Consider the following 12,994-nt stretch of genomic DNA (forward strand, 5'->3'; position numbering starts at 1 on the left):
TCCGCCCCTGGACCCCGCCTCGCCCACCCTCCCCCACGCTCGGCTGCGCTCGCGCGGGGGGACCCCCATCCCGAAGCTGTCGGCTGAGAGGTTCCGTCAGGAAATTGCCCTGAGCCCGCCCCTCGCGCGCGCCCCGCGTTCGCCGCGCCCGTACCCCCGGAGTTCGGCGATCGCCTCGGCCGTCCGCTCGTCCGCCGGGAGGTACACGACAAGCTGCTGGGCGTCCGCCGTGGCGTCCAGCGTCTCGCGGGTGAGCCGGAGTTCGTGACCGGCCGGGTGATTCAGGCGCAGCACCCCGCGGTGCGGCACCACGTGCAGGTTCAGGCGACGCGTGAACTCCGGGCCCGCCACCGGGGCCAGTTCCGTGCTGAGCCACTCCGCGTTCTCGATGGACGGGCCGAGCCACAGGTCGAAGGCCTGCTCGTCGGCGACCTCGGGCCAGTCGGTGAAGAAGGTGCGGGCGCGCGGGTCGGTGAAGACGTACCGGGTGAGGTTCGGGGTGTCGCTGTCGAGGAGTCCGGTGCCGTCCGTCAGCAGCTCGTAACCGCTGGTGCGGGCGAGGATGTCGCCGAGGCGGTTGGTCACGACGGCGATGCCCGGTTCCAGCAGGCGGAGCGTGTCGAGCAGGGCGGGGCGGACGTCCCGGCGGGGCGGGGCGGGCCGGGTGTGGCTGGGGCAGGCGCCGCCGGTGATCTTCGCGAGGTAGCGCAGATGGCCGCGCTCGGCCGCGTCCAGGCTGAGCGCGTCGGCGAGGGCGTTGAGCACGGACACCGAGGGGTTGCGGTCGCGGCCCTGTTCGATGCGGGTCAGGTACTCGACGCTGATGCCGGCGCGGGCGGCGAGGTCGATCCGGCGCAGGCCCGGTGAGCGGCGGCGGCCGCGCTCCGGCAGTCCCAGTGTCTCCGGCTGGATGCTGTCCCGCTTGGCCCGGACGAAGTCCCCCAGTGGTGTACCCATGAAGGGAGGATAGGTCGCCCCTGCGACCGTCGCCGAGGGCTCAGCGTGGCCCTGCGGGGGCCAGCCTGAGCACGGCCTGGCTGTGCGGTGCCGGGCGCCCGATCGTGGTGGACATGGAGAACACGAACACGCACAAGCTGCTGATCATCGTCGGAAGCGTCCGGGAGGGCCGGTTCGGGCCGGTCGTCGGGTCGTGGGTGGCCGAACAGGCCCGTACCCACGGAGGGTTCGAGGTCGATGTCCTCGATCTGGCCGACATCGACATCCCGTTGGCGCTGCCGGCCGAGTCGCCGAAGTTCGCGGGGGACGCCTACCCGCGGCCGGCCGGGATGGCCCGGCTGACGTCGGCGCTGGAGGAGGCCGACGCGTTCATCGTCGTCACGCCCGAGTACAACCACAGCTACCCGGCCTCGCTGAAGGCGGCCATCGACTGGCACTTCACCCAGTGGACGGCCAAGCCGGTCGCCTTCGTCAGCTACGGCGGCGCGGCCGGCGGCCGGCACGCGGTGCTGCACCTGGAGAACGTGCTGACGGAGCTGCACGCGGTGACCATCCGGGACGGGCTCGCCTTCCCGAACTACTTCACCGCCTGGCAGGACGGCCGCCCCCTGGACGAGTCGGCCGCCGGTTACGCGAAGACCCTGCTCGACCAGCTGTCCTGGTGGGCGGCCACGCTGCGATCGGGCCGGGAGACCGCTCCCTACCCGGCGTGAGGGCTGGGCTGGGAGCGGCAGAAGGCCGTGCCGTCAGCCCTTGCGGCGCCGGGCCACCGTCACCGCTCCCCCGCCGGCCAGCACCAGCGCCAGGGCGCCGCCCGCGATGTACGGGGTCGCCGAGCTGCCGCCGGTCTCCGCGAGGTCGGCGCGGGATCCCTGCGCCTTGACGTCGGCGACCGGGTCGTGGCTCTGCGCCGGGTCGCCGGCGGGCGCGGGCGCCGGGGACTCGCAGGTGGCGCGGGCCAGGGTGACCGTGCCCTCGACGTCGGCCACGTTGAGCTTCAACGGGTTGACGGAGACCTTGAGTTCGAGGGCGGTGGCGGCCGCCGTACGGGTCGTGGTGCTCCGCCGGGACAGGTCGAGGCGGACCTCGCCGACGCCGGGCACCTTCACCTCGGTCGGGCCGCCGGCGGTGAGCGTGACGCGCTTGCCGAGGACGGTGACGGCGCCGAGGACGTTCGCGGCGGCGACCGGAGCCTTGCCGGCCTCGCAGGTGGCGTCGGCGGTGACCGTGTCGGCCTCGATCAGGGACAGCAGGGGCAGGCCGGGGACGTGCAGCCGGGCGTGGGCGAGCCGGACCGAGCCCTCGGCGCGCCGCGCGGTCACCGTGGCCTTCGCCGAGGCGACGTCCGCGCCGAGGACGGTGAACGGTCTGCCGCCGGCCACGCCGTCGAGCCGGGCGGACAGGGCGGTCCTGTCGGCGCTCTGCGGTGCCTGGACCTCGTTGAGGGAGACCGCGAGCGGGACGTCGACGGTCTTGTTGAGCAGGGACACGTCGAGACCGGTGCGGAGCACCACTGCGGTCGCGCGGCCGTGGTCACCGGTCGCGTGCGCGGCGCCCGCGCCCAGGACCGCGGGGACTGCGGTGAGGGCGGTGACCGTCGCCAGGGCGGCGAGTCGGCGCGCGGGCATGCGGAAGTCGTTGCTGTTCAAGGTGGTGGGACCCCCAGAAGGAACCTGCTTGGGACCCGTCAACCTTGTACGCAGTGCGGGTGAACGGTCAGCGTTCCTGGGTCACTTCACTCAAACGTGGATTTTCCGCACGCTGATTCGAATCGCCGGGCACGGGCGTTCCCTTACCCGACGACGATCCCGTTGAGCACCACCCGGCGCGGTGCCGCCAGCACCCGTACGTCCGCGCGCGGGTCGGCCTCGTACACCACCAGGTCGGCCGGTGCGCTCTCCTCCAGACCGGGGCGGCCGAGCCAGGCGCGGGCACCCCAGGTCGTCGCGGACAGGGCGGCCACGGGCGGGATGCCGGCGGTGACCAGCTCGGCCACCTCGGCGCCGACCAGGCCGTGGGCCAGTGAGCCGCCGGCGTCCGTGCCGACGTAGACCGGGATCCCGGCGTCGTAGGCACCGCGCACGGTGTCGTAGCGACGCTCGTGCAGCCGGCGCATGTGCGCCGACCAGCGCGGGAACTTGCTCTCGCCACCGTCCGCGAGCCGCGGGAAGGTGGCGATGTTGACGAGGGTGGGGACGATCGCGACGCCCCGTTCGGCGAAGAGCGGGATCAGGTCCTCCGTGAGACCCGTGGCGTGCTCGACGCAGTCGATGCCTGCCTCGACCAGGTCGCGCAGGGAGTCGGTCGCGAAGCAGTGCGCGGTGACGCGGGCGCCGAGCCGGTGGGCTTCCGCGATCGCCGCCCGGGCGGCCTCGCGCGGCCAGCAGGCGGACAGGTCGCCGAGGTCGCGGTCGATCCAGTCGCCGACGAGCTTGACCCAGCCGTCGCCCCGCTTCGCCTCCTGGGCGACATAGGCGACCAGGTCCTCCGGTTCGATCTCCCAGGCGTAGTTGCGGATGTAGCGGCGGGTGCGGGCGATGTGCCGGCCGGCCCGGATGATCTTCGGCAGGTCGGCGCGGTCGTCGATCCAGCGGGTGTCGGAGGGCGAGCCGGCGTCCCGCAGCAGCAGGGCGCCCGCCTCCCGGTCGGTGAGCGCCTGCTTCTCGGCGGTGTCCGCGTCGACCGGGCCGTGCGCGTCGAGGCCCACATGGCAGTGCGCGTCGACCAGGCCGGGCAGCGCCCAGCCCTCGACCGTGGTGACGTCCCGGGCACCGGCGGGGCGGTCGTACGACACCCGGCCCCCGACCACCCACAGCTCGTCGCGGACGTCCTCGGGCCCGACGAGGACCCGCCCCTTCACGTGCAGCACGGCACCATCGCTCATGTACTGCACCTTAATGAGCTACTGCTCGGACCCGCCCACCTGGTCGGAGGTCTCCTCCTCGACCTCGGCCATCGCCGGGTCCAGCAGCCGGGAGAGGAAGTGCCGGGTGCGCTCGTGCTGCGGATTGCCGATGACCTGCTCGGGGCTGCCCTCCTCCACGATCACGCCGCCGTCCATGAAGACGACCCGGTCGGCGACCTCGCGGGCGAAGGTCATCTCGTGCGTGACGACCATCATGGTCATGCCCTCCTGGGCGAGCCTGCGCATCACCGCGAGGACGTCCCCGACCAGCTCCGGGTCGAGCGCGGAGGTCGGCTCGTCGAAGAGCATGACCTCCGGGCCCATCGCCAGCGCCCGGGCGATGGCCACGCGCTGCTGCTGGCCGCCGGAGAGGGAGGAGGGGTACGCCTCCGCCTTCTCGGCGAGGCCGACGCGGGCCAGGTTCTCGGCGGCGATGCTCGCGGCGCTCGCCTTGTCCCGGCCGAGGACCCGGCGCTGCGGGAGCGTGAGGTTCTCGGTGACGCTGAGGTGCGGGAAGAGGTTGAACTGCTGGAAGACCATGCCGATACGGCGGCGTACGGCGTCGATGTCGACGTCGGGGTCGGTGACCTCGGTGCCGCCGACGAAGACCTGGCCCTTGGTGGGCTCCTCCAGCAGGTTCACGCAGCGCAGCAGGGTCGACTTGCCGGAGCCGGAGGGGCCGATGACGCAGACGACCTCGCCCTGGCCGATCTCCAGGTCGATGCCCTTGAGCACCTGGTTGTCGCCGAAGGACTTGTGCAGGTCCCGGACGTGGATCTCGGGGCGGGTCACCGGATCGCCTCCTGCTGCTTGGACTCCATACGGCGCACGACGTAGCTGAGCGGGATGGTCACCAGCAGATAGCACAGGCCCGCGACGAGGATCGGCGTGGAGTTGGCGGTCGTACTGGCAAGATCACGGCCGAACTTGGACAGTTCCCGCTCCTCCAGGGTGACGCCCAGGAACAGCACCAGCGAGGAGTCCTTGAAGAGCAGGACGAGTTCGTTGGTGAGCGGCGGCAGGATGATCCGGAAGGCCTGCGGGACGATGATGGAGATCATGGCCTTCGCGGGCGAGAAGCCGAGCGAGCGGGCCGCCTCCATCTGCCCCTTGGGCACGGCCTGGATGCCGGCGCGGATGGTCTCCGCCATGTACGCGGCCGAGACCAGGCCGAGCGCGAGGGCGACCTTGCCGTAGGTGCCGCCGGGGATCTCCGTGCCCGGGAAGGCGAGCGGGACGGCCACGCCGACGAAGATGAAGATCAGCAGGGCGGGCAGGCCGCGGAAGATCTCGATGTAAATGCTCGCCAGCCAGCGGTACGGCCCCACGGAGGACAACCGCATCAGGGCGATGACCATGCCGAGGACGAGTCCGACGACGAAGCCGGACAGCGTGTAGAGCACGGTGTTCTTCAGCGCCAGCGTGATGACGTCCGGGAACATCTGCCGGGCGATGCTGCCCTGCGCGAACTGGTTCTGCAGCCGGCCCCAGTCCGCCGTGACCGCGAAGGCGATCACGGCGGCGACGAAGACGACGTACTGGATGCCCCGGGACAGACGCCGCTTCTGACGCCGCGTCAGGCCCTTCTTCTTCGGCTGGAGTCGTACGTCCGTGTCGGTCATGAGGTGGCGGCCGGGGAGGCGACGGAGGCGTCGTACGGGCCGATCCACTGTTCGTAGATCTTCTTGTAGGTGCCGTCGGCCTTGGCGTCCTTCAGGGCCTTGTTGATGGCCTCGCGCAGGGCGGTGTTGCCCTTCTTGACCGTGAAGCCGTACTGCTCGCCGGTCTTGAGGTTGTCGACGACCTTGAACTTGCCGGCGTTGGCCTTGTCCTTCAGCCAGCCCTGGACGACCGGGTAGTCGATGACGACGGCCTGGACCTGGCCGGTGCGCAGGCCGTTGAGGACCGCGTCGGAGGAGTCGAAGGAGATCGGGTCGAAGCCCTTGCCCTTGACGTAGTCCTCGCCGGTGGTCTGCGCCTGGGCGCCGAGCTTCTTGCCCTTGGCCTTGACGTCGGCGAGCGAGGTGATGCCGCTGCTCTTGTCGACGAGCACGGCCTGGGTGGCCTCGAAGTACGGGTCGGAGAAGTCGACGTTCTTCTTGCGCTCGGGCGTGATCGTCATGCCGGCGGCGGCCAGGTCGCACTGGCCGGAGTTCAGGAAGGCGCCGGTCTTGAAGTTCTCGAACGGGGTGTCGACGATCTGCTGCGTGACGCCGAGGTTCTTGGCGACGAGGTCGATCAGGGAGACGTCGAAGCCCTGCACCTTGCCGTTGATCTCGGACTGGAACGGCGGGTAGGGCAGGTGGGTGCAGGTGGTCAGCTGGCCGGCCTTGACGACGTGGACCCCCTTGACGGTGGCACCGCTCCCCCCGCCGTTCGAGGAGCAGCCGGCGGCCACGAGCACCAGCCCGGCGGTCGCGGTGGTGACAGCCAGGAGGCGGGTCCGGTGTCCGAGGAACGTTTTCATGGGGGATCTTCTCTGTGGGGGAACTGTGGCTTCCGATTATAAGGATGAGTTTGAGTCTCTCAAATCAAACCCATGGTTACGGAGCCGCTGCGCCTAAGATCGATGGAGTCGGCCCCCACATATCACCCCTTGAACGAAGAGAGAAGCGCCGTGAGCCACCCCTTCCTCGATCTGCCCCCGCTGAGTGCCGAGCGTTTCGCCGCGATCGAGGACGGGGTGGCCCGGCTGCTGGACACCCGGCAGGACGTGCTGATCACGCAGGGTGAGGCGCTGCTCCCGCTGGAAGGCGCGATCCGCGCGGCGGCCGGGCCGGGCACCGTGGCCCTGAACGTGATCACCGGCCCCTACGGCCAGACCTTCGGCAACTGGCTGCGCGACGCCGGCGCGACCGTGCACGACATCTCCGTCCCCTTCCACACGGCGGTGACGGCCGAGCAGATCGAGGAGGCGTTCGCCGAACACCCGGAGACCGACTTCGTGTCCCTCGTCCACGCGGAGGCGGCGACCGGCAACACCAACCCGGTCGCGGAGATCGGCGAAGTGGTACGGCGGCACGGCGCGCTGTTCTACCTGGACGCGGTGGCCTCCGTGGGCGCGGAGCCGGTGCTGCCGGACGCGTGGGGCGTGGACCTGTGTGTGATCGGGGCGCAGAAGGCGATGGGCGGCCCGGCGGGTGTCTCGGCGATCTCGGTGAGCGAGCGCGCCTGGGCCCGGATGGCGGCCAACCCGAACGCGCCGCGCCGCTCCTACCTGTCCCTGCTGGACTGGAAGGAGCGCTGGATCGACGCCGGTCGCGCGGTGCTGCCGCACGCTCCGGCCCAGCTGGAGATGCTGGCGCTTGAGGCGTGCCTGGAGCGGATCGAGTCGGCGGGCCTGGCGGCGGTCATGGCCCGGCACCGGAGCGCCGCGCTGGCCACCAGGGCGGGCGCGGTGGCGCTGGGCGGCGGGCTGGAGCCGTACGTGTACGAGGAGAAGGACGCGGCGCCGGTCGCCACGACACTGCGGGTGCCGGCGGGCGTGGTGGCCTCGGAACTGGTGACCAGGGCCCTGGCGACCGACCCGGCGCTGCCGCTGGTCGCGGGCGGCGGCGCGCTGGCCAAGGAGATGGTCCGGGTCAACCACTACGGGGTGGATGCGACGCCGGGCGTGGTCCAGGGGTCGCTCGCCGCCCTGGGCGGAGCGCTCGCCGAGCAGGGCCTGACCGTGGACCTGGAAGCCACCCGGCGAGCCGTCGCCGAGGCCTGGGGACAAGGGCGCTGAGCGCTCCGCTGGATGTGCGGCGACGGGCCATCGTCCGGCTGCGGCGCCGTCGTGGCTGGTCGCGCAGTTCCCCGCGCCCCTTGAGGGAGCTGCCGAACCGCAGTGGACTTCACCAGGTCCGCTCAGCGCTTCAGGAATCCGGCGAGGACGCTCACGTCGAAAAACCTCAGCGGCCCCTCGCTCTCACCGGAAGGGACGCGGTCTCACGGCCGTACGAACTGGGTCTCGGCGGCACTGACGTCCGCGGCCGGCACCGGCGGCGGGCGGCGGGCGGTGTCGCTGACCTTGATCAGGACGGCGACCAGCAGCCAGTTGGCCACCATGGACGAGCCGCCCTGGGCGAGGAAGGGCAGCGCCTTGCCGGTGAGCGGGATGAGCCCGGTGACACCACCCACGACCACGAAGACCTGGAGGACGAGCGCCGAAGCCAGGCCGCCGGCAAGCAGCTTGCCGAACGGGTCGGTGACGGTGAGGGCCGTACGCAGGCCGCGCTCGGCGAGCAGGGCGTAGAGCAGAATGACGATCGTGACCCCGGTCAGGCCGAGTTCCTCGCCGACCGTGGTGAGGATGAAGTCGCTGCGCCCGGCGAAGCCGATGAGTTCCGGATGGCCCTGGCCGAGGCCGGTGCCGAGGATGCCGCCCGAGCCGAAGCTGAACAGGGCCTGGGCGGCCTGGTCCGAGATCAGCCCCGGCGGGCGCTTGTCGGGCGGGAGGAAGATGTCCATCGGGTGCAGCCAGGCGACGACACGGCCATGGACGTGCGGTTCGAAGGAGCCGACGACGAAGGCGCCGACGGCGAACATGACGACGCCGAACACCACCCAGCTGGTGCGCTCGGTGGCGACGTACAGCATGATCACGAACAGGCCGAAGAAGATCAGCGAGGTGCCGAGGTCCCGCTCGAAGACCAGGACGAGCAGGCTGAGCAGCCACACGGCCGCCACGGGGCCGAACTGGCGCCCGCGCGGGAGATACATGCCGAGGAAACGCCGCCCGGCGAGCGCGAGGGCGTCCCTGCGCAGCGTCAGATATCCCGCGAAGAAGACCACGATGACGATCTTCACGAACTCGCCGGGCTGGAAGGACAGCGGGCCGATGAAGATCCACCGCTTGGCGCCGTAGACGTCACCGGGGTAGAAGGCCGGCGCCATCAGCAGGACAAGGCCCACGAAGATCGTGACGTACGGATAGCGCTGGAGCCTGCGATGGTCCTTGAGCAGCGCCACCGCCCCGGCGAACACCGCCACCGCGATGCCGCACCACGTCAGCTGCCCCGACGCCGCGGCCGTCGCGTGGTGGTAGTGCGTCCCGTAGGCGATGTCGAGACGGTGGATCAGGACGAGACCCAGACCGCTGAGCAGGGTGGCCAGGGGCAGGATCAGCGGATCGGCGTGCGGCGCGAACCGGCGTACGGCGACATGGCACACCACGGGCAACACGGCCACGCCCAGGCACGTCAGTGGCATACTCGGCGGCAGCTGCCCGCTGGCGGCCAGAGCCGTCTCGGCATAGCCGTAAACGCAGATGAGGACGGCGCCGAGGAGCAGTACCAACTCCAGGTTCCGGTCGCTCAGGCGTCCTGACCGGCCTGGCCGCACCGCCAGTTTTGCCGGTCCCCGCCGACCCGTCATACCTTCCCCCTCGATCGGGTCCACTGCCGCGATCCCCCTCCGGGCCACAGTCAGCAGAGTTATATGGTTGCGCAACAACGCAACTGAACTGTAGCCGAGGGCAGGTAAGAGGAGGGCCAGTGGCGGCAGCAAGCAGGTGGGGGCGCCGCAGGCTGTGGCCGGTCGTGATCGGATCGGGCGTGGTCCTCGCGCTCGTGGGTTATCTCGCCGTTCGGTTCATCCGCTCGGCGACGTCCGACGAATGCACGGCACACGGCACGGACGGCACGACCGTCACACTCGATCTGGACCAGGCGTCCCATGCCGCGACCATCGCGGCCGTGGCCCACGCGCGCGGTCTGCCGGAACGGGCCGTCACCATCGCCCTGGCGACCGCGATGCAGGAGTCCAAACTCCGCGATCTCTCCTACGGGGACCGGGATTCCCTCGGCCTGTTCCAGCAGCGCCCGTCCGAGGGCTGGGGCAGCCCCGCCCAGATCCGCGACCCCGTCTACGCGTCGGGCAAGTTCTTCGACGCACTGGTCAAGGTGCCGGACTACGTCGACCTGCCGGTCACCGTCGCCGCGCAGGATGTCCAGCACAGCGGCTACCCGGAGGCCTACGCATCACACGAGGCCACGGCGGCGACGCTGGCCGACGTGCTGACGGGGCGGGAGGGGCCCGCGCTGACCTGCACGGTCAGCGGAGCGGGCAAGAGCGGGGCGGATGCCGCCCAGGCCGGCGGAGGGAGCGGTACCGACGACGCCGGGGCGGGCCGGGGCAGCGGTACGGCAGGTGTCGTACACGAGGGCGGCGACGGCGGTGGTGTCGCCGCAGCGGTCCGACGGGAGTTCGGCAGGGTGCCGGCCGCCGTCCCCGCGACCGGCGGCAGCGTCAGCTACCCGGTCACCGAGACGGCCACGGGCTGGTCCCTCGCCCTGTGGCTGGTCTGTCACGCCGACGCGTTGCACGCCGCGTCGGTCACGTTCGACAACCGTCGATGGAGCAGCGGCGCCTCGGACCATGGCTGGACGCAGATCTCGCCCGCGTCGGAGGACTCCTCGACGGTGGCTGTGAACGTGAGCCGGCCCGCGGTGGCCGCTGCACCGTGACGGACTGCGGCAGGCCCACGGCCATCCACAAGTATTGATTGCAGACTTGCGCAATATCGCAGACGTCTGGCGAGAATGGTGCCCGTGACCACCCATGACACCCCTCCCCCGCAGCGCCAGGGCCCCGAGCACTGGTCCGAGCTGCTGCATGTCCGTCTGGAACGGATCGAGGGCCTGCTCGCTCCGGCCGAGCAGGCATCCGAGTCCGAGCGTCCCGCGTGGCAGCGGCGCACCAGAGGTGAGCAGCGTTGGGCGGTGATGGCGGCACTGCTGGTCGCCGTCTGGGTGCAGTGGGCGCTGCCGGAACGCTTCAGCATCCACCCGCACTGGCTGCTGCCCGTCCTGGAGTTGGCCATGATGGCGGCGCTGTGGGTGGCCCATCCACACCGACGGATCGAGTACCGGTCCCGCCCGCTGCGCGCGCTGGGCCTGTTGCTGGCCGGCGCGGTCAGTCTCGCCAACGGCTGGTCGGCCGTCGTCCTGGTGCGCGACCTGCTGCACGGTACCGAGGGCTCCAATGCCGCGGCCCTGCTGACGACGGGAGGCGGCATCTGGCTGACCAACGTCATCGCCTTCAGCCTCTGGTACTGGGAGTGGGACCGGGGCGGCCCGGTGGTCCGCGCCCTGGGCACGCGCCAGCATCCGGACTTTCTCTTCCCTCAGATGCAGCAGGAGGGCATCGCGCCCGACGACTGGGAGCCGCAGTACATGGACTACCTCTATGTGGCCCTCACCAACGCCACGGCCTTCAGCCCCACCGACACCATGCCGCTGTCCCGCTGGGCGAAGCTGCTGATGTCCACGCAGTCCACGATCTCGCTGCTGACCCTGGCGCTGATCATCTCGCGCGCGGTCGGGGTCCTGCAGTAAGTCTCGCGCGTGCGGGGGGAGTTGAAGATCACCGGCGGGCAGCGGGCGGACGGGGACGACGGCGGGCTTAAGTTTGCTAGATTGCGCAACTACGCAACTAAGCCTGGCAGGCCCGACTGGTCATGGGAGTGGAAGATGAGCGACCTGCGGAACGGGCCAGATGGTCGGGCGACGCGCAGTCGTACGTCCCCGGTGCCAGGCCCGCGCGGGGCAGGGCGAGCAGGCCGGGGCCGCCCGGTGCGACGCGGCAGGCGCATGCTGAAGATCGCCGGAATCTGTCTGTCTCTCCTGGTGCTCGGTACGGCCGGTGTCGGCTGGTGGTTCTACCAGCACCTGAACGGCAACATCCACAGCGTGTCCCTGGACGGCAAGGGCGGCACCGAGAAGGCCGACACCTTCGGCCGCACCCCGATCAACATCCTGGTGATCGGCTCGGACGGCCGCACCAGCGCGGAGGACTGCAGGCTCGGCGGCGGTTGTTCGAAGACCGGTGTGCAGTCCGGCAACGGGAACGCGGACGTGGAGATGGTGGTGCACATATCGGCGGACCGCTCCAACGCCACGGTGATGAGTGTGCCGCGCGACACCATGACCCAGGTGCCCGCCTGCAAGGACCCTGTCTCCGGGCAGTCCACGTCCGGTTACTACGGCCAGATCAACAGTGCCTTGTCGTACGGGCCCGCCTGCCAGGTGGCCACCGTCCATCAGCTCACCGGCATCCCGATCGACCATTTCGTCAAGCTCGACTTCTCCGGCGTCGTGCAGATGTCGGACGCGGTCGGCGGCGTCGACGTCTGCGTCAGCGACGATGTCTACGACACCTACTCGCATCTGAAGCTGTCCAAGGGCACCCACACCCTCAAGGGCTCGGGCGCGCTGGAGTTCGTGCGCTCGCGGCACGGCTTCGGTGACGGCAGCGACCTGGGCCGTACGGTCTCGCAGCACATCTTCCTGAGCGCGATGATCCGCAAGTTCAAGAGCGCCGGCACCCTCACCGACCCCACCGCGGTCTACGGCCTCGCCGACGCCGCCACCAAGGCGCTGACCGTGGACGACGGCCTGGGATCGGTGAGGAAACTGATCGGGCTCGCGTCCGACGTGGACAAGGTCCCCGCCAAGCGGATGACGTTCACGACGATGCAGACCGATCCCGATCCGAACAACAGGGACCATGTGGTCGTGGGCCCGGGCGCCAAGACCCTGTTCTCCACCATCGCCAACGACCAGTCGCTGACGACCGATTCGGGCAAGAAGGCCGACGCGGCCTCGGCCACCGCCGAACCCACCGCCACCGCTTCGGCCGAACCCCCCTCCCAGATCGCGGTGACCGTGGGGAACGGCTCCACGGTCACCGGCCGCGCCGCGGAGATCGCGACCGCCCTGACCGACCAGGGCTTCGGTTCCGCCACGGTCGTCCACGGCACTCCGAGCTCCGCCACGACCACGCTCACCTACGGCGCCGGCCGGCAAGCGGAGGCACAGACAGTCGCCAAGGCGCTCGGCCTGTCCTCCTCGCAGCTGAAGCAGGGCACCGGCACGGGCCTGACCCTGGTGATCGGCAGCGACTGGCCCAGCGGGACACGCTTCCCGGGCGGCAGCTCCTCGCCCGCGCCGGCCGACACCCACGCCGCCGTCGGAGGCGCCCACGCCTCCACCGCCGACCAGGCCAAGACCTGTGCCAAGGTCAGCCCCTACAAGACGGTCAGCCTCAATGGTGTCTCCATGACGCCCACCCAGGCATACGCGGCGGCACGCGGCATTCCCGACTCCGACACCTGAGAGGGGGAGCAGCGTGCGGCATCGTCGGCGTGCT

The 12,994-nt window shown here is 70.7% G+C and carries 12 protein-coding genes; 5 read left to right on the plus strand and 7 right to left on the minus strand.

Going from position 1 to position 12,994, the window contains the following annotated elements; all coding sequences use genetic code 11:
• Positions 1 to 96 precede the first annotated feature (96 nt).
• Positions 97 to 957, minus strand: a complete 861-nt coding sequence (locus LE548_RS33625; protein WP_225100798.1) for a helix-turn-helix domain-containing protein — start codon at positions 955 to 957, stop codon at positions 97 to 99.
• Positions 958 to 1,070: 113 nt separating this feature from the next.
• On the opposite strand from LE548_RS33625, the gene LE548_RS33630 reads away from it, so the two are divergent.
• Positions 1,071 to 1,670 carry an NADPH-dependent FMN reductase gene (locus tag LE548_RS33630; RefSeq protein WP_225100799.1) on the plus strand — a complete coding sequence of 200 codons (600 nt, stop codon included), beginning with the start codon at positions 1,071 to 1,073 and terminating at the stop codon, positions 1,668 to 1,670.
• Positions 1,671 to 1,703: 33 nt separating this feature from the next.
• Here LE548_RS33630 and LE548_RS33635 read toward each other — a convergent pair whose 3' ends face one another.
• The 5 genes from LE548_RS33635 to LE548_RS33655 all read right to left on the minus strand — a co-directional run bounded on the left by LE548_RS33635 (position 1,704) and on the right by LE548_RS33655 (position 6,329).
• Positions 1,704 to 2,606: an SCO1860 family LAETG-anchored protein gene (locus LE548_RS33635; RefSeq protein ID WP_225100800.1), complete on the minus strand. Its 903-nt coding sequence runs from the start codon at positions 2,604 to 2,606 to the stop codon at positions 1,704 to 1,706.
• Positions 2,607 to 2,749: 143 nt separating this feature from the next.
• Entirely contained in the window at positions 2,750 to 3,841 is a 1,092-nt protein-coding gene (locus LE548_RS33640; RefSeq protein WP_225100801.1) for an amidohydrolase family protein, read from the minus strand.
• Between the two features lie 18 nt (positions 3,842 to 3,859).
• Entirely contained in the window at positions 3,860 to 4,654 is a 795-nt protein-coding gene (locus LE548_RS33645; protein ID WP_308030921.1) for an amino acid ABC transporter ATP-binding protein, read from the minus strand.
• Positions 4,651 to 5,484: an amino acid ABC transporter permease gene (locus tag LE548_RS33650; RefSeq protein ID WP_225100802.1), complete on the minus strand. Its 834-nt coding sequence runs from the start codon at positions 5,482 to 5,484 to the stop codon at positions 4,651 to 4,653. The genes LE548_RS33645 and LE548_RS33650 overlap by 4 nt, the downstream gene beginning before the upstream one ends.
• Positions 5,481 to 6,329 (minus strand): transporter substrate-binding domain-containing protein, encoded by an 849-nt coding sequence (locus LE548_RS33655; RefSeq protein ID WP_225100803.1) that lies wholly within the window; start codon positions 6,327 to 6,329, stop codon positions 5,481 to 5,483. The genes LE548_RS33650 and LE548_RS33655 overlap by 4 nt, the downstream gene beginning before the upstream one ends.
• 150 nt (positions 6,330 to 6,479) lie before the next feature.
• Here LE548_RS33655 and LE548_RS33660 point away from each other — a divergent pair, with 150 nt between their 5' ends.
• The gene (locus LE548_RS33660; protein WP_225100804.1) at positions 6,480 to 7,589 is read left to right on the plus strand and encodes an aminotransferase class V-fold PLP-dependent enzyme; all 1,110 of its coding nucleotides are present in this window, start codon (positions 6,480 to 6,482) and stop codon (positions 7,587 to 7,589) included.
• A gap of 203 nt (positions 7,590 to 7,792) precedes the next feature.
• On the opposite strand, the gene LE548_RS33665 is transcribed toward LE548_RS33660, so the two are convergent.
• Positions 7,793 to 9,220: an FtsW/RodA/SpoVE family cell cycle protein gene (locus LE548_RS33665; protein ID WP_225100805.1), complete on the minus strand. Its 1,428-nt coding sequence runs from the start codon at positions 9,218 to 9,220 to the stop codon at positions 7,793 to 7,795.
• A 119-nt stretch (positions 9,221 to 9,339) separates the two neighbouring features.
• Between LE548_RS33665 and LE548_RS33670 the strand changes: the two genes are divergently transcribed.
• The 3 genes from LE548_RS33670 to LE548_RS33680 all read left to right on the plus strand — a co-directional run bounded on the left by LE548_RS33670 (position 9,340) and on the right by LE548_RS33680 (position 12,960).
• Positions 9,340 to 10,311: a heavy metal transporter gene (locus tag LE548_RS33670; RefSeq protein WP_225100806.1), complete on the plus strand. Its 972-nt coding sequence runs from the start codon at positions 9,340 to 9,342 to the stop codon at positions 10,309 to 10,311.
• 84 nt (positions 10,312 to 10,395) lie between these two features.
• Positions 10,396 to 11,181, plus strand: a complete 786-nt coding sequence (locus LE548_RS33675; RefSeq protein ID WP_225100807.1) for a hypothetical protein — start codon at positions 10,396 to 10,398, stop codon at positions 11,179 to 11,181.
• A 255-nt stretch (positions 11,182 to 11,436) separates the two neighbouring features.
• The gene (locus LE548_RS33680) at positions 11,437 to 12,960 is read left to right on the plus strand and encodes an LCP family protein (RefSeq protein ID WP_225100808.1); all 1,524 of its coding nucleotides are present in this window, start codon (positions 11,437 to 11,439) and stop codon (positions 12,958 to 12,960) included.
• The last annotated feature ends 34 nt before the right edge of the window (positions 12,961 to 12,994 follow it).

Source organism: Streptomyces sp. CoH27 (genome assembly GCF_020181035.1).
Taxonomy (GTDB): domain Bacteria; phylum Actinomycetota; class Actinomycetes; order Streptomycetales; family Streptomycetaceae; genus Streptomyces; species Streptomyces camelliae.